This is a genomic window from Pseudarthrobacter sp. fls2-241-R2A-168 (genome assembly GCF_030209335.1).
In the GTDB taxonomy this organism is placed as follows: domain Bacteria; phylum Actinomycetota; class Actinomycetes; order Actinomycetales; family Micrococcaceae; genus Arthrobacter.
The window spans coordinates 24,840-40,743 of sequence record NZ_JARVSG010000024.1; the positions used below are offsets into that span (position 1 = coordinate 24,840).

General features: G+C 60.4%; 12 protein-coding genes. 5 read left to right on the forward strand and 7 right to left on the reverse strand.

Annotated features, from left to right (window positions below; translation table 11 throughout):
- The first annotated feature begins 3 nt into the window (after positions 1-3).
- Together QRN11_RS14470 and QRN11_RS22545 are read left to right on the forward strand one after the other, a co-directional pair.
- Entirely contained in the window at positions 4-1,233 is a 1,230-nt protein-coding gene (locus QRN11_RS14470; protein WP_285313314.1) for an acyl-CoA dehydrogenase family protein, read from the forward strand.
- 818 nt (positions 1,234-2,051) lie between these two features.
- Positions 2,052-2,726, forward strand: coding sequence for a cysteine hydrolase family protein (locus QRN11_RS22545; protein WP_350223992.1), 675 nt, complete (start codon positions 2,052-2,054; stop codon positions 2,724-2,726).
- Positions 2,727-3,154: 428 nt separating this feature from the next.
- Here QRN11_RS22545 and dapA read toward each other — a convergent pair whose 3' ends face one another.
- The 7 genes from dapA to QRN11_RS14505 all read right to left on the reverse strand — a co-directional run bounded on the left by dapA (position 3,155) and on the right by QRN11_RS14505 (position 11,083).
- Positions 3,155-4,066 (reverse strand): 4-hydroxy-tetrahydrodipicolinate synthase, encoded by a 912-nt coding sequence (gene dapA / locus QRN11_RS14475; protein ID WP_285313315.1) that lies wholly within the window; start codon positions 4,064-4,066, stop codon positions 3,155-3,157.
- Positions 4,067-4,264: 198 nt separating this feature from the next.
- Positions 4,265-5,593 carry an MFS transporter gene (locus tag QRN11_RS14480; RefSeq protein WP_285313316.1) on the reverse strand — a complete coding sequence of 443 codons (1,329 nt, stop codon included), beginning with the start codon at positions 5,591-5,593 and terminating at the stop codon, positions 4,265-4,267.
- Positions 5,594-5,686: 93 nt separating this feature from the next.
- A complete protein-coding gene (locus tag QRN11_RS14485) occupies positions 5,687-6,571 on the reverse strand; it encodes a DODA-type extradiol aromatic ring-opening family dioxygenase (RefSeq protein ID WP_285313317.1) in 885 nt (294 codons plus the stop codon).
- On the reverse strand, positions 6,568-7,404 hold the full coding sequence (locus tag QRN11_RS14490) for an alpha/beta fold hydrolase (protein ID WP_285313318.1): 837 nt from the start codon (positions 7,402-7,404) through the stop codon (positions 6,568-6,570). The genes QRN11_RS14485 and QRN11_RS14490 overlap by 4 nt, the downstream gene beginning before the upstream one ends.
- A gap of 2 nt (positions 7,405-7,406) precedes the next feature.
- A complete protein-coding gene (locus QRN11_RS14495) occupies positions 7,407-8,360 on the reverse strand; it encodes an NAD-dependent epimerase/dehydratase family protein (protein ID WP_285313319.1) in 954 nt (317 codons plus the stop codon).
- A 102-nt stretch (positions 8,361-8,462) separates the two neighbouring features.
- Positions 8,463-9,377, reverse strand: a complete 915-nt coding sequence (locus QRN11_RS14500; protein WP_285313320.1) for a LysR family transcriptional regulator — start codon at positions 9,375-9,377, stop codon at positions 8,463-8,465.
- 188 nt (positions 9,378-9,565) lie between these two features.
- A complete protein-coding gene (locus QRN11_RS14505) occupies positions 9,566-11,083 on the reverse strand; it encodes an aldehyde dehydrogenase (NADP(+)) (protein WP_285313321.1) in 1,518 nt (505 codons plus the stop codon).
- 306 nt (positions 11,084-11,389) lie between these two features.
- On the opposite strand from QRN11_RS14505, the gene QRN11_RS14510 reads away from it, so the two are divergent.
- The 3 genes from QRN11_RS14510 to QRN11_RS14520 all read left to right on the forward strand — a co-directional run bounded on the left by QRN11_RS14510 (position 11,390) and on the right by QRN11_RS14520 (position 15,754).
- Positions 11,390-13,093 carry an acetolactate synthase catalytic subunit gene (locus QRN11_RS14510; RefSeq protein WP_285313322.1) on the forward strand — a complete coding sequence of 568 codons (1,704 nt, stop codon included), beginning with the start codon at positions 11,390-11,392 and terminating at the stop codon, positions 13,091-13,093.
- A 114-nt stretch (positions 13,094-13,207) separates the two neighbouring features.
- Positions 13,208-14,287, forward strand: coding sequence for an alcohol dehydrogenase catalytic domain-containing protein (locus tag QRN11_RS14515; protein WP_285313323.1), 1,080 nt, complete (start codon positions 13,208-13,210; stop codon positions 14,285-14,287).
- Between the two features lie 333 nt (positions 14,288-14,620).
- Positions 14,621-15,754: a sugar ABC transporter substrate-binding protein gene (locus QRN11_RS14520; RefSeq protein WP_285313324.1), complete on the forward strand. Its 1,134-nt coding sequence runs from the start codon at positions 14,621-14,623 to the stop codon at positions 15,752-15,754.
- The last annotated feature ends 150 nt before the right edge of the window (positions 15,755-15,904 follow it).

A 15,904-nucleotide genomic window follows, 5' to 3' on the forward strand; every position in this document is an offset into this window, starting at 1 on the left:
ACGATGACCGCAGCCACCCACGAAACCGCGCAGTCCGAGAAAACAACTCTGCGGGCCCGCCTGTACGGCGAGTGCGATCCCATGAACTATGAAGCGCTGCTCACCGATGCCGAGCAAGGAGAACTCCTCAAACTTCGTGGATTCCTCGAAACGGAAGCCCAGCCCCTGCTTGCCGACTACTGGGAGCGGGGCGAGTTCCCCGCCCACCTCATTAAGCCCTTGGCGGCACTGGACCTCATCACACCGGCATCCCTCACCGGTGGCGGCGCAAAACCACGGTCCCTGTACGAAGGCTTCCGCAACTTTGAACTGGCCCGCACGGACGCCTCGCTGGCAACGTACTACAACGGCCAGTCCGGGCTCTTCCGGACGACCGTGCTGCGTGGAGGCAGCGAGGACCAGGCCAAGACATGGCTGCCGCTCATCGATTCCTTCGAAATGACCGGCGTTTTTGCACTGACCGAGCCAGAGCACGGCTCCGATATCGCAGGCGGACTAACAACATCCGCCCGCAGAAGCGGGAACACCTGGGTCATCAACGGGGAAAAACGCTGGATCGGAAACGCTGCATTCGCTGACTACCTCGCAGTCCTTGCCCGTGATGTCGCCGACGGCCAGATCAAAGCCTTCCTCGTGAAAACAGACGCACCTGGCGTCACCCTGAAAACCATCGGCGGCAAGATGTCGCTGCGCATGGTCCAGAACTCGGACATCTCACTGGACAACGTCGAGGTAACAGAAGAGTTCAGGCTGGCGCGCATCAATTCCTTCGCCGACGTTGCCGACCTGCTCCGCTCCATGCGTTCCGGCGTGGCGTGGTTCGCCGCCGGCGTGCAGGCAGGAGCGTACGAAGCAGCACTGAAATACGCCGCGGACCGGCAACAATTCGGCAGGCCCATCTCCGGGTTCCAGATGATCCAGGACAAACTCGTCGGGATGCTCGGCAACACCATCGCTTCACTCGGCATGGTCGTCCGACTCTCCCAACAGCAGGACGAGGGCGTCTACCGGGACCAGGACTCGGCCATGGCCAAAGCCTGGACATGCTCGCGTATGCGCGAAACCGTAGCCTCGGCCAGAGAAATTGCCGGAGGAAACGGAATCCTCCTCTCAAACGATGTCGGCCGGTTCTTCGCCGATGCCGAAGCGATCTACACCTACGAGGGAACAAAAGAAATCAACACCCTGGTCGTGGGCAGAGCGATAACAGGCCGCAGCGCGTTTACCAGATAGCTGCCTCATAATCCACCACATCCGGAGACAGGTGGGTCCCCTGGCCCCACGCCACCGCCCCATTTTCATGTAGACCACACATGCGCCGCTGAAGGCATCTAAGAAGGGCGACCACTTGCCACGATTCAGAGTTGACGACTGGTTTCGCTTAGCTTCCGCCACCGTCGAGATCCGGAGATATGGGGTCTTCGTCCGAACCGGACTGGTTGATGCAGTCACTCCCGATTCGAAGATGCTCTGGCTGTCACCCGACGGTGTGGACAGCCGAGTTTTGCTCGATAAAAAGGACGGCTACGAAGTCTGGATTCAGCCTCACCAGTTACATCTTTTTAAAGAGTGATGCTCAGCCGCGTCGGACGGGCCAGCTTACGACGAGGTATGGGCTCGAGTCGCTGGCGCGGAACTCGCGAGCAATCGCTGCCCACCCAGATTTCAGGTGTCGGTTCGACCCAACCCTGGCTCCCCCAAGTCCTTGATGAATGGCAGCATCCGGCACACCTTCAGCCAGCGGAGCAAGAAGAACGTATGAATGCTCGTTCAATGAACATTACTGTCCTGAAGGCCCGCCGCCCACAGACCATGGAATCCACACAAGGTGAGGAGACAAACCCCTAGAGCGGTACTCCTCCGGAACGGAAGGCAAAGACAGTGTCTGCTGAGACGACGATAGACACCAAGAAAGAGGAAGCTCCTGACCGCTCCCCCGACTATGACCTGACGGCATCACCGTGGATCGGCCTCCACTACAAGTGCGAAACTGTCGGAGCTCGTCCTGAACCCATGCTGTAAACGAATCAGACGAGAGAATCTCGCATTTGATGGTGCACTGGGTCTCGACTCGCAGACGGCTTCACATCCAGCTATCGTCAAGCCCAACGAATAGATCAGGAGCCGGCTCAGTGAACACTCTCAACCCTGCTTCAACCGCGCTCTTGGTCGTCGACCTGCAGGATGACATCGTCTCACCTGGGACCGCTCTTGGATCGCTATGCAGCCCAGAAGTTCGGTCACGCAACATCCTCGCAAAATGCTACAGCGCGATGGCTGCCGTCCGAGGAGCCGGTGGGCTTGTGGTTCCGCTGCGACTGGCCTTCGCGAGCGACTCTTCAGATCTTGACCCTACTGTTCCTCTGCTGCAGTTAGCTAAAAGAGGCAGGCTGCCTAAAGGAGGGCAGCGAAGGCTGTGCCATCGTTCCGGAGATAGCCGTCCTCGATACGGATATCGTAGTTCCTTACTGAACGACGTACTCAAGTCCCGCGGTATCGAGAATGTCGTTGTTTGCGGCGTAGCTACCAATGCCTCAGTGGAGGCCGCCGTTCGTCAGGCTGCCGACTTAGGGTACAAGACATACGTCCTGTCCGACGCCACCTCCGCAGCGAGCGAAGCTGCCCATCAGGCGTCCGTTGCTTCTATGGCATTGGTTGCCCGGGTCATAACGCTCCCAAAGCTCAAAGCCTCATTGCTGACCGTGGCTGACAAGAGCCAGCAATAGCGCATTCTTGGCTGCCGACCCTGCAATTTTTCGCGCGACGGCACCGTGCAAACAACTGAGTTCTAGTGCGCACCACGCTTAGTAGCTTCAGGTCCCCCGATTCAAGGTCGCCCAGCACGTCCTTAGTGGATTATCGAGCCCGCCCCTCGCTTCGCGGGGCGCGGCTACTGGGTCCTCGGAAGAATCGGAACGATCTACGTTTGGACGAGAAGTCGGGTCCGCCGCCCACAGCCGGGGACAATTCGCATCGGTTATCCACCGCTACTGCTGCCGGGAGCTACCCAACGGCTCCCAATTTCCAGCCGTGGACAACCTGCATTGACCCCAGCCAAGGACGGATCAGAGTCGCCACCAATGCTGGTCGCGGGATCAGCAAGCAGGGCTTTGCCACGTTGTCCTCGATGATTTGGTAACGGACATGGCTCCCTCTAGACGTCGAAACCCAGCCCTCCGTCAGCCAAGTCCTCCCGCATGATCGCGATTTCCTTTTCGTCCGGCTCTACGAGGGGCAAACGGACTACCGAACTGGGCAGGACCCCCTGCCACTTAAGAATCTGCTTGGCCGCAACGGCCCCCTGCACCCGGGTCATCGTCGCCCGGACAAGAGGTTCGAGTTCAAGATTCACCTTCCGGGCTGTGCCGAGGTCGTCCGCGTTAACGGCGTCTATTAGCTCGCGGAACCGGCGGGTCGCAATGTGAGTGGTGACGCCCACAAGCCCAACGGCGCCCAGTGCCATCCATGGCAGGGTCAAGCCGTCGTCGCCAGAATAGAAGAGCAGTTCTGTCTCTGCCATGATTCGTGTGGCGGCAGCGAAATCGGCCTTGGCGTCCTTGACCGCGACGATGTTCGGGTGCCCTGCAAGACGCAGCATGGTGTCCGGAGCAATCTGGATCGAAGAACGGCCGGGAATGTCGTACAGCATAACTGGGACGTCCGTCGACGAAGCTATGGTCTCGAAGTGCGCGCGGATACCTTCCTGGCTCGGAGTGTTGTAGTACGGGGTGACCAGGAGCATGCCGTCGACTCCAAGGGCGGCTGCCTGCCGAGAAAGGGACACGGAGTGCGCGGTGTCATTGGTTCCGGTGCCAGCGATGACGGCGGCACGACCGCCAACGGCTTCCTTCACCGCACGGAACATCCCGACATTCTCCTCGTCAGTGAGGGTAGAGGTCTCGCCGGTGGTCCCTGTAACGACTAGGCCGTCGCAGCCGTCGTCGACCAGCTTTGAGGCCAGTTCCCCCGCCTGCCGGTAGTCCACTTTGCCGTCAACAGTGAACGGTGTGACCATGGCCGTCAGGAGGCTGCCGAACGCAGTGGTGTTCGCGGAGGTGTTGGCCATGGATAGTTTCCTTTGTACATGCCTTCCCGACCACTTTGAAACGGCTTAGGGGTAGGTTGATTCCGAGTGCGTGGCAACCAGGCGTGCCTGGCTCGCTGTAGGTGTAGGCCCGCTCGGGCTGAGGAGGTGAAGCAGCTCCGCCCCGAGGATCGGGGCGGGGCGCGAATACTGGCGTTCGCACCCCGACCAGAGCTCTTGTTAGGGGGCTTTGACTGGCAGAACTACCGGGATTGCCTGTTCTGTGCGCCTACGATCCCGCAACAGGAGTACGGATACCAGCGAAACTGTCGAGGCGGCGAGCAGGTAGTACACCAGTGAGTTGCTGGAGCCGCTAGTTGCGTACAGGGCCGCGGCGATTGTCGGCGCGAATGCACCACCCAGGATCTGGGAAATCGTGTAGCCCACCGATGCGCCGCTGTAGCGTACATCTGCATCGAAGACCATGGTGAACAAAGATCCGGTGACGCCTCCTGCAGGAGCCATGGCGATGCCGAATACCATCACCTCGGCGAGGAAAAATAGTGCGGGGTTGCCGGTGTTGACCAGCGCGAATGCTGGCGCGATTGAAAAGCCCATCGCAAGGACACCAATCAGATACGTGTTTTTGCGGCCCCAACTGTCCGCAAGATGGCCGAATAGCGGGTACAGCACGACGGCCACGATCCCGGCCAGGGCGATGCCGGCCAGAGCGAACGGCCTGCCGATTCCTACCACCGTCGTGGCGTATGAAATCAGGTAAACGGAGCAGATGTAGGCGAACACTCCCTGGCTAAGGTAGCTGCCCGCAACGAGCAGGATCTCTCTCCAATGCTTCCGGAATGCTTCCAGAACGGGCATCCGCTGAGCGCCTTGGCTGGCCTGAACGGCTTGGAACTCGGGGCTTTCCGAGATGGAGAGGCGGACCGCCAGTCCCACGAAGATAAGCACAATGCTGGCGACGAAGGGTAACCGCCATCCCCAACTGAGGAACTGTTCCTCGGGCAGCAGTGAGACCAAGAACAAGGCCATAGTGCCCAGACTCGTTCCGGCGGGTGCACCCATCTGGGCGAATGCGCCGTAGAAGCCCTTGCGGTTGGCCGGTGCATGCTCGACGACCATGAGTGTCGCACCCCCCCACTCGCCACCGAGAGCGAATCCCTGAACCAGCCGAAAGAACGTGAGTAAAAGAGGCGCTGCGATGCCGATATCCGCATAGCCAGGTAGCAGTCCGGTCAGGACCGTCGCCACCCCCATGCCGACAAGGGACAGCACCAGCATTTTTTTCCGCCCGATCCGGTCACCGAAATGACCAAAAATAACGCCTCCAAGCGGACGGGCAAGGAATCCCACTCCAAAAGTGGCCAGGGACAGCAACAGGCTCGAGGCTGGCTCGAACCCTGGAAAAAAGACCCGAGGGAAAACCAGGGCGGCGGCGGCACCGTAAATGAAGAAGTCGTAGTATTCGACAGTTGTACCCAGAAAGCTGGCGGCAGCTACCTTCCGGACGGATCTAGCGCTTTTTGATGTAGATGTGACGACGTTGTCCATCTTGGTTCCTTATCAATCGTTGTGCAGAGGGCACCGGGGCGAATTGTTGTCTGCGATGAGCGCCGGCCGCCTCTGGCGGCCAGCGCCCCTCGATCAGCGCGCGAACAGGTTCGTACTGGCGACGATTCCCATGCCTGTGATCCATTCCTTGATTGGTTCGTAGACGACGGTCTCGAGCGGCACGTTTCCTGCGAATGCTGACGCGATCCAGGTCCTGGCTTCCGCTCCGCCGGTACCGGCGGGGATCCAGTCTTCGGCGGTCATGGCGGCAACAGAGCGCCATTCTGCACCTGCAAGGGTTGCCATGAAGTTCTGGTCCCACTCCGGATTAATCGCTTCCGCCGCTTTGGCGATGTTCTCGGTAATCAGGGCCTGGCGCTGCTGCTCCGATAGGTCGCGGGCACCTGGAATGAGGGATGGCGGAGCGTGGGAGATGCCTCCCGATCCGATAATAAGGACTCGTTCCCCTGGCTTTGCTGAACTGCGCAGATAGTCGCCGACAGCTGTGCCGATCGCGGCGGCACGGGATGCTGGAGGAAGCGGACGGTCGACGCAGTTGATGATAATTGGCAGGATGGGAACGGCGGAGAGCGATCCGAACAGGTCCCCGGTGGACTGCCCGAAGCCGTGGTCCAGCTTTAGGGCCGGGGCCATGGCTATGTCGATGCCTGCTTCGGCCAAGTAGCGACCAAGTTCCAATGCCTTCTCGTGGGGGACGTCGTACTCGCCTTCGGGGCTGCCCCAGTCGCCGTATCCGCTCGCTTCTTCCACCAGAGTGAAGCAGGGCGCAATTCCTGCCAGGGCACGCATATGGTCCGGTCCGAAGAACACGACCAGTGTTGGGTCATAGACCTTGACGGCGGCGGCGACGCGCTCGAAGCCTTCGCGGAATACCCGTCCTTGGGCCTTGGCGACATCCTGTGCCATCTGCGGGCTGTGCGACAGGCACAGGACCGCGATCTCAGCTTGATTCTTCATTTTTTGCTCCAATTTGATTCGGTATTAGAACGCTCTCGGGCATAGACGCCCGACAGGAAGTTGACGATGAGGCTGTTGACAAGATTGGCTCTTTCCAGCTGCAGCCAGTGCCCCGTGTTGGCCAGTAAATGGACGTCCGCATGCGGAACGGCCATGGCTAATGCCACGGAGTTCTCCTCCGGCACGATTCGGTCATCTCTTCCGTGCAAGACCAGGATGGGTTTCCTGATGTTTGCCAAGGCCTTGAGATCGACGCCCCAGCTGCCCATTCCTGCGAAGATGCGTTGCATGGCTTCGTGGGCTCCGGGAGCGGCACTGCTGCGGTACCGCGCCTCCACGACTTCCTCGGTGACCTGTTCGGTGTCCGTGACAAAGCACTCCCGAATCAGTTCTGCCATCCCGGTCCGGCTTGGGGTGTATGCGCGAAGAAGCCTCTGCACTGTCGTAGGACCGAGTGAGGGGAGGACACGGGTGCTCAGTAGGGTCAGCGAGTTGATACGTGACGGGCTGCGCGTGGTCATCTCTAAAGCAACCCGCGCGCCGGCGGAGTTACCGATGATGGAGACCGTCTCGATTTGGCGGTCGTCGAGCAGCGCCCATGCCTGGTCCGCCCAAAGCTTCGGCCCGTAATCGACATCGAGGGGCTTTGGACTGGCACCGAAGCCGAGGAGGTCAGGCGCCAACACCCGGTAACCCTCCAGCGCCGGCAGCATCCGGTGGAAGTTCGCCTCGGCCGTAGTGCCTGGGGCAGTACCATGCAGCAGCAGTACTGCATTCCCACTCCCTTGGTCCAGAACACTGCCAGCCTCGACGCCTTGAGAGATCTGCACCATTATTAGCTCGCCACCAACGATGAGAGGACCCTGGACTCGGCGTCCGTACGATGCCATTCCCGCCGTTCCGGGTGAGCGACAAGGTACTTCAGGGCCTCATCGATCATTTCGCTCAGCGGCTTGAACGGCGAGAGCAAACCTGCCCGTTCTGCGGCTTCGGTATCTCCGATCGTGTTCTCGTTGCTGAACGGGAATACGCAGTCCACTCCGTTGAAAACCGGAAGATTCTCCCCGGTCGGGCCTCCCCCGACGAAGCGCATAGCGGGTGTGGTTCCGGACACGTCTGCGCAAATACGGACGAAGCCCTCAAGCGAGGTAAGGCATCGCCGGGATGCAATGTTGTACGCCGCGTACCCTAAAACGGGCAGTTCGGTCGCCTTGGCCAGCGCCGCGGCTGCGTGACCGATCCACACGTACTGGTGAACAGCCTGGCCGTCCCCTGGAATGAGGATCTCCGCCCCGTCGAGGAGACGGTTGAGCACGAATTCCTCTCGGGCCAGATAGTTTCCGGGACCAAGGACGAGAGGAAATCGCAGTGCCACAGTTTCCATGCCCTCGCGCTGCCGACGCAGAGCATGCTCGCAGCCGATCTTTTCGACAGCGTACCTGCCCCACAGTGGATAAGGGCCCTCCGGCGTTTGTTCGGTCCAGGGCAGGAGATCGGTTGGGCTGTAGACGTTCAGTGTTGATGCGTGCACCCAGCGTTTAACGTCGGGAAGCGCCTCCAGAAGGAGCTCCGTTTGCAAGGCGGAGTACGCGGAAAGATCGACGACAGCGTCAAAGTTGTGGTCGCGCAGCTTGCTCAGACCCTCAATATGGTCCCTGTCCCCAAGAACTTGAGTAACGGGGCGGCTCCACTCGATGCTCCGGCTCCCGCGGTGAAAAACGGTCACGTCGTGTCCGCGTGCCAGTAATGCCTCCACGGTTTCGATGCCCAGGAAGCGGGTGCCACCCATGACTAGAGTTCGCATTGTATTGTCCTCCGGTTTGGTTGTTTCTTAACCAAACCGCTTAGCCATACGAGGCGTCCAATAGCTAGGTGAGTCAGCCGATCACCGTTAGTGATCGCCACCTTTTTCGGCGGAATCCTGGCATGACGCGAGGAAGTCCTCCAGCAGGGGAAATGACTGCCGGGCGTTCCATGCCACTCCGTAGTTTCCATGTAACGGGTCGCTGAGCCTCCGCAGCACGACACCTGCGGGTTGGAGTGCTTGGGCGCGTCCTGCATCGATCACACAGACACCAAGGCCTTCAGCCACGGCCATGAGGACGCGCTCAGGGTCCGGTTCGAACACGTATCTGTCCGGTGGGAGGACCCCCCAGACTGCCCCATGCACGGAATCGAAATATCCTGGGGCCTGGTTGCGCGGCCAAGAGACGATCTGCACGTCCCTTAAGTCCTCCCGTGACAGCGTAGGTTTCGAGGCGAGCTCGTGGTGCTCTGGAACGGCGACCAGAAGTTCGGTCCTGCCCAGGGGCATCATCTGAATATCGTCGGCTTCGTTCAGCGGCAGCCGGACGAAAGCCACGTCGGCCTCTCGGGCGCGCAGCATCTTCAGGTTTTGCATCGTCCACGCAGTTTCCGTGAGGATGTCGGCCGCCGGGTGGCGGCGCCGAAAGTCACGAACCAGCCAGTCCGGCAGATCGCCGACGAGGGACCTTGTGAGCATGATTCGCAAACGGCCTGGTCGTTCATCAGCTTCGGCACGAACCCGTCCCACCACCCGGTCGACTTCCTTGAGGAGCGGGACGCCCTCTGCGAGAAGCATACGGCCCGGACGCGTCAGAGTGACGCCGCTCGAGCTGCGTTCGAACAGCGTGACCCCGAGTTCCTTTTCCAGGACTTTGATCTGGGAACTAAGTCCAGGCTGAGCGATATGGAGCCGTTCAGCCGCCCGCCGGAAGTTCAGTTCCTCCGCCAGCACGTGGAAATAGTGCAGGCGTTTGAGGCTCACATCGAAGGATGCAGTCATTCACTGTCTCTCGATACACGGGCAGGAGGGCTTTGCAAGCATACCAATGGCCCCTCGATTGGGGCGGGCAGTGATGCCACCTTGCCCGATGAGTATGTCAACCATTTGTGGCTCCGGCGGGGCGGTTATTTCCGGCCCCGCCAGATGCAGCTAGTCTGCCCTGTGTGGATCTATTCACGTCCCGACTATCAGATTCGGGCCTGTTCCAAGCTAAGAAGCTGGCCATTTATCCTGCGGGGGATATTGGTATATGCGTCCCTCAGCTCGGCAGGGAGGAATACATCTGCTGCAGACTGCCAGGTCATCGGCCGGAGGAACCGACGGATGGAGGTGGCACCAACGGAAGTGTGCAGGGTGTTCGTCGAAGGCCACGGTCCACCGTGCGTCTGGGCCCATGAAACGGCCACTCCGGTGGGGTAACTGTTGAAAACGAGGCGTCCCACGCCTTCGCGGACTGCTTCAATAAGGCGCAGGACAGAAGCGTCTTCACCATCAGCGTGGTGGATGGAAGCCGTCAAGGAGCCAGTCAGCGACTGGAGGACGCGTTCCAGGTCATCAATGCTGTTATACCTGACAACGATCGTTACCGGACCAAAGCACTCCTGCGCGATATCGGGAACGGCGTCCGTTCCAACCTCAAAGACCATCGCCGGCACGGCACCCCCGGGGGAGTCTGGCCCTTCCCCGACCAGAGACGCGATGCCACCAGTCTTCAAAGCTTGGACTCCGGCCTCGTAGTCCCGCGTTATCCGTTCATTGAGGAGCGTGAAGGACGGTGTGCTGGCCACGGCAAGTCGAAGGGCCTGCATGAGTGCGTCACCGCCAGGGCCCAGGGGGACGAAAGCCAGGCCCGGTTTGGTGCAGAATTGGCCGCCCCCCATGGTCATCGATTCGGCCAGTCCGCGGCCGATCTCGGATGCCCGGCTGCGTGCCGCGGCTTCTGTCACGATGAAGGGGTTAAGGCTGGAAAGTTCCCCGTAAAACGGGATCGGGTCTTCACGTTCATCGATGTATTCAAGGATTGCCTGGCCGCCGGTTAGGGAGCCGGTAAAACCAACGGCCTTGATCCGGGGGTCCGTGACGAGATGACGGGTTGCGTCGCGTCCGAAGACCAGACCGACGACATCAGCGGGGAAGCCGCTATCAAGCGCCCCTTGTCGGAGGGCTTTGGCGCACAGCTGCGAGGTTTCCGGGTGCGAACTGTGCACCTTGAGGACCACGGCGTTGCCCGCGGCCAGGGCGGAGGCCGTGTCACCTCCGGGAACTGAGAATGCGAGCGGAAAATTCGAGGAACCGAAGACTGCGACGGCGCCAAGCGGAACAAGCATCCTCCTCAGGTCCGGACGTGGGCCCATCGCCGTGGCTTCCGCCGTGTCGATCGTTGCCTCCAGGTAGCTGCCCTCTTCCAAGACGTCCGCGAAGAGCCGCAGTTGAAACGTAGTCCGAGTCAGCTCGCCGTTTAGCCGAGACACGCCTAACGCCGTCTCGCGGTCGGCCGCAGAGATGATGTCTTCGCGATCAGTTTCGAGTCGGTCGGCCATGGCCCGCAACATGGCTGACCGTTCAGCCCTGTCCGCCGCGGCGAGCCGAGCAGATGCGGCCGAAGCTGCAATGCAGATTTCGGCGATCTCTTCGGCTGTGGAGTTCTGGGCAACGGCGCGGCGTACCCCGCTCCTCGCGTCGATACTTTGCACGTTGGTCGACATGTTCTCCCGCTTCCATTCCAATGATTGTTGTCTTCGACTGGAAAATGTTGGCGGGTCTCCGGCGGGGAAGCCCGGGCAGCCGCCGACCACCAGTCGGCCTCCCGATTCTGGCTTCCGCAGCGGGGCCCGGTCCAATAGCCCTTGGTGCCAGCACATAACCGCTGCTTATCGCATCAGACCCAAAGCAGAGGACCATGCCCGTGATAGCCGGTGGTTATCGGCGCAGGGTTTTGTGTATTAGACGCTGGGTCGGGCCAGGGACAGGATGGCTGGGAAGCACAAATCGTGTGGATCCAAGGGAGGATCATGACTCAGCAAACAATCGCCCAAGCCCTGGCCGCGGGGCTTAAGCGTCACGGCGTACAGGACATCTTCGGGCAAAGCCTGCCGTCAGCCTTGTTCCTGGCGACGCCGGAGCAGGACATTCGCCAAGTTGCCTACCGTACGGAGAACGCCGCTGGCGTTATGGCTGATGCGTATGCCCGCATCAGTGGACGGATTGGCGTCGTTGCGGCGCAGAATGGGCCGGCAGCCACTCTTCTCGTGGCACCCATGGCCGAGGCCACTAAGGCCTCGATCCCGATTCTGGCGCTGGTGCAGGAAGTACCGATGTCCAATCGCGATAAAAATGCCTTCCAGGAATACGACCACTTCGCCCTTTTCAGCTCGTGCGCTAAATGGATCCGTCGGCTTGATGATCCGTCCCGCGTTGATGACTACCTAGACATGGCGATCACCGCTGCCTGCTCAGGCCGGCCCGGTCCCGCAGTGCTGTTGCTGCCGCGTGATGTCCTGAACCAGCCGTATACCGCACCGAAGAGCCCTCGGAAGGCTAATCTCGGCTATTTCCCGTTGGACCGTACCCGTGCCGAGGAACACCGGATTCAGGAAGCGGCCCGCCTCATCGCTGAAGCCCGAAACCCGATCATGATCGCTGGTGGCGGCGTGCATGCATCCGGCGCCGCCGGTGTTGTTGCAGCGATCCAGGATGAGGCCGCGCTACCCGTAGGCACGACCACGATGGGCAAAGGATCTGTCGATGAGCTGCATCCGCTCTCCGTCGGCATCGTGTCGAATTACATGGGGAAGACCAGCGCGGCCCATCATCTGCGGGACTTGGTGAAGGACGCCGACGTTATCGTGTTTGTCGGTTCCCGTACCAATGAAAACGGCACAGATGCGTGGAAGAATTTCGCCGAGGACGCCACATTCATCCATATGGATGTTGACAGCCTTGAGATGGGGCGCAACTACGAACCCGATGTTCGCCTGCCTGGTGACGCGCGGGAGAATCTTCAGGCGCTGCGCGAAGCTCTTCAGGGCCAGGATCTGAGCTTTCGCCGCAGCTCACGGCCAGCCATCGAGCAGATGCTCGCAGCCTCCCGGGCCCGCCACGCAGATGACGTTGGCGAGTTGTTGGCCAGCAACGCCGTGCCCATCCGACCCGAGCGCCTGGCCGCTGAGATCGATGCGACTCTTGCAGAACAGGATGCAATCGTCACTGCCGACGCGAGCTACTCGTCAATCTGGGTAGGCAACTACATGCGGTCCCGCCGCCCCGGACAGCGTTTCCTGACGCCACGAGGTCTCGCTGGCCTGGGTTGGGGTGTTCCGCTGGCCATCGGCGCGAAGCTTGCAAGCCCGGATTCAGTAGTTGTTTCCCTCGTCGGCGATGGAGGATTCGGCCACGTCTGGTCGGAGCTCGAAACAGCCGTGCGAGAGGAGATCCCCGTCGTCGTCGTCCTCATCGATAACGGTATCCTCGGATTCCAAAAGCATGTGGAACTCGTGCAGTTTGGAGCCCACACCACGGCCACAGACTTCGCCTACGTCGACCATGCCGCTGTGGCCAGGGCCTGCGGCGCCGAAGCCGCGTGCATCGAGGACCCGGCCGACATCACCGGAGTCCTGGAAAAAGCGATCAGCAGTGGTAAGACGTGGCTCATTGAGGTTCGATGCAGCCCGGACGCCCGTCCTCCCATCACAGCCTGGGATCAGTCCGATTCCTGACCAGTAAATCCCGTTGTCCTCATTGCAGGCATCCATCGCAAAGAAGCGCGCCGGCAAGAGGCCCTGAATAAGGAGAAGAAGATGAAAATGATGCAAGCTGCTCGCCTGCACGAAGTGGGCAAGCCCTTCAAAGTCGAAGAGGTTCCGGTCCCCCAGCCTGGCGAGCGGGACGTGATAGTGGAGGTCAAGGCCTGTAACGTCATCCCAAACCTCAAGAACGTCGTAACCCACTGGCCTGACTGGTTCCCTTACCTTCCCCTGCCCGCCCTGCCCGCGATCTTTGGGCTTGACGCGGCAGGGGTGGTCAGCCAAGTCGGGTCCCAGGTCCGCAACGTTCGCATTGGCGACCGGGTTTACATTAACCCTGGCCGGTATGCCGTGGATTCGCTTGCGTCCCGCCGCGGCGACGGCTTGAATGATCCGGCCTTCACCTTTCAGGGCTACTTCGGTTTCGGCGAAGGATCTCGTGAGATCTACAAGGATTACCCGCACGGGGGCTTTTGTGAATTTACGAAGGCACCAGCGGATGCCCTGGTGATCCTGCCGGAATCCATTAGCTTCGAACAGGCTTGTCGGTTCGGCTACCTTGGAACGTCCTACGCGGCCCTGCGCAAGGCAGACGTGCGGGCCGGCACTTCTGTCCTGATCAACGGTGGCACCGGCACATTGGGTCTTGGTGCCGTCCTGAATGCCCTGGCGATGGGAGCTACAAAGGTCTTCGCAATGGCCCGTGACCGTGAGCTCCTTGAGCGGGTCCGCCTCGTCGATCCCAAGCGCATACACGTTCTCTCTCACGGCGACCAGCCGGTACCAGAGTGGGTGCGGGAACACACGAACGGGCTCGGCGCAGACGTATTCGTCGACGCGGTTGGCCCAGGAGCGCCGCACGAGATTACCTTGTCAGGCATCGATGCGCTGCGTCGAGGAGGACGCATGGTAGACATCGGAGGAATGTCAGAGCCTTTGCCCCTAAACATGTTCAAGCTCATGTGCTTCCAGATCAGTGTGATCGGATCGAACTGGTTCAGTGTCGCAGACGGCCAGGACATGGCAGAGATGGCCGCCGCCGGAACACTTGACCTCTCCGTTTTTGAGCAGATCACTTTCCCCCTCGCTGAAGTCAATGAGGCACTGAGCGCAGTCGGAGAGAGGCGCGGAGGTTTCAGCAACTACGTCGTATTGCCCGGGCATTAGAACCCGGCTGAGACCCGGCAACCAGCTGCAACTACCCCTTCAGTTCGCCGCAACTGGTTGCCGTACCGGGCATCTCTTCGACGGCTGCTCCTCCGCCACGGATGCAGCACTTTCATTGCCCCAGCCGTGTCCCTGCCATAGTTGCGAAAACAGCACCTACAAAATGACATGGGACCCCGCGCACCCTCCCTCGCCGTGCAGCCAGGAAGCTCGAAGCGGGCCTGCCCGCCGATGTGCCACGCCATGCCCGGCGCGATTCTGTAAACCTCCAAAACACGCAGTCGCAACGCCGCGGACTGCTCACGTCGCTTTACCAACGTCTAAGGAACGACCATGTTCATGACCAGATTGAGGACCTCCGCAATGACGCTGGGGGCTGCCACCGCTTTGATCTTCTCCCTGCCCGCCTGCGGGGCGTCCTCCACCACGGAAACCGCCCAAGGCCTGGATAGTGCGGGGCAGGAGGCTTTGTCCCGGGCCCAGGACTTTGTTGAACAATCGAAAGCGGACGTGAAGGGAACGACGCTGCCCACGGAATCGCCGGCGATCGCTAAAGACGTCTCCATCGTCGTCATCCCCTGCACATACGCTGCAGAAGGGTGTAAGAGGCTGGCTGATTCAACTCAGGAAGCTGGCAAGGCGCTGGGCTGGAACACGCGCATGATCGACCCGGCTGGAGACCCAGAAAAGATGCGCCAGGCCATTCGTACCGCCATGCAGCTCAAGGTGAACGGAATAGTACTGGGAGCTATCCCGGAAATCCTCGTAAAGGACGACATCGCACTTGCCCGCGCCGCAGGAATCAAAGTTGTCAGCACCCTGGAGCCCAGCTCCAAGGATTTCGCGGACGCTCAGACAATCACGGACTATGCGTTGGCCGGCCGGATGAACTCTGCGCTGCTGACGGTTGAAACGGCAGGTCTAGGCCAAGTTATCACCGTCAAGGATCCGCAGCTTCCCGCCGTCGTCGGCTGGCACAAGGGCTTCACAGAGGGGCTTAAGGAGTTCTGCCCCTCATGCGACATCATTAAGGAGATGGACTTCCAGCTGGCAGGGCTGCAAACGACCGTGCCGCAGGAATTCCAAGCGGTGCTAACTGCTAACCCCAGCGCAAACGCAGTATGGGCGTCCTTTGATCCTGTCGTTACCGCCATCACTCCGGTCATCGAACGCTCGTCGAACCTCGACATCAAAATCGTTTCCCACAACGGGGACCCCTCCTCCCTTAACGACCTGAAATCAGGAAACAAGCCTGTTATAGGCTCCGTCGGATATTCGATCGAATGGATGGGCTACACCGCGGTGGACCAGCTGAACCGGCTACTTGGCGATGCACTGGACGAAGCAGACCGGCAGCGGACCGTGCCGATAAAGCTGATCACATCATCGAATGTCACCACAGTGCCATGGGATGGCGACGCCGACTGGAAAAATGCGTTCCTCACGGCTTGGAAATCAGCCAAGTAGCTGTCTGCGCGGATCCAGGACAAGCTATGAGCAAATACGCTGTCAGGTGCGAAGACCTGAGTGTCTCTTTTGGTCCTACAAAGGCACTAAATTCGGGGGTTAGCGGCCAAAATGTGTGTACGCGATGGCCTTGGTTGTCAGTGTTCACAG

What these genes read in the sequence shown, in the direction of transcription:
- QRN11_RS14470 (WP_285313314.1), top strand. Translation starts at nt 4, where the DNA reads ATGACCGCAGCCACCCACGAAACCGCGCAGTCCGAGAAAACAACTCTG.
- QRN11_RS22545 (WP_350223992.1), top strand. Translation starts at nt 2,052, where the DNA reads ATGGTGCACTGGGTCTCGACTCGCAGACGGCTTCACATCCAGCTATCG.
- dapA (WP_285313315.1), bottom strand. Translation starts at nt 4,066, where the DNA reads ATGGCCAACACCTCCGCGAACACCACTGCGTTCGGCAGCCTCCTGACG.
- QRN11_RS14480 (WP_285313316.1), bottom strand. Translation starts at nt 5,593, where the DNA reads ATGGACAACGTCGTCACATCTACATCAAAAAGCGCTAGATCCGTCCGG.
- QRN11_RS14485 (WP_285313317.1), bottom strand. Translation starts at nt 6,571, where the DNA reads ATGAAGAATCAAGCTGAGATCGCGGTCCTGTGCCTGTCGCACAGCCCG.
- QRN11_RS14490 (WP_285313318.1), bottom strand. Translation starts at nt 7,404, where the DNA reads ATGGTGCAGATCTCTCAAGGCGTCGAGGCTGGCAGTGTTCTGGACCAA.
- QRN11_RS14495 (WP_285313319.1), bottom strand. Translation starts at nt 8,360, where the DNA reads ATGGGTGGCACCCGCTTCCTGGGCATCGAAACCGTGGAGGCATTACTG.
- QRN11_RS14500 (WP_285313320.1), bottom strand. Translation starts at nt 9,377, where the DNA reads ATGACTGCATCCTTCGATGTGAGCCTCAAACGCCTGCACTATTTCCAC.
- QRN11_RS14505 (WP_285313321.1), bottom strand. Translation starts at nt 11,083, where the DNA reads ATGTCGACCAACGTGCAAAGTATCGACGCGAGGAGCGGGGTACGCCGC.
- QRN11_RS14510 (WP_285313322.1), top strand. Translation starts at nt 11,390, where the DNA reads ATGACTCAGCAAACAATCGCCCAAGCCCTGGCCGCGGGGCTTAAGCGT.
- QRN11_RS14520 (WP_285313324.1), top strand. Translation starts at nt 14,621, where the DNA reads ATGTTCATGACCAGATTGAGGACCTCCGCAATGACGCTGGGGGCTGCC.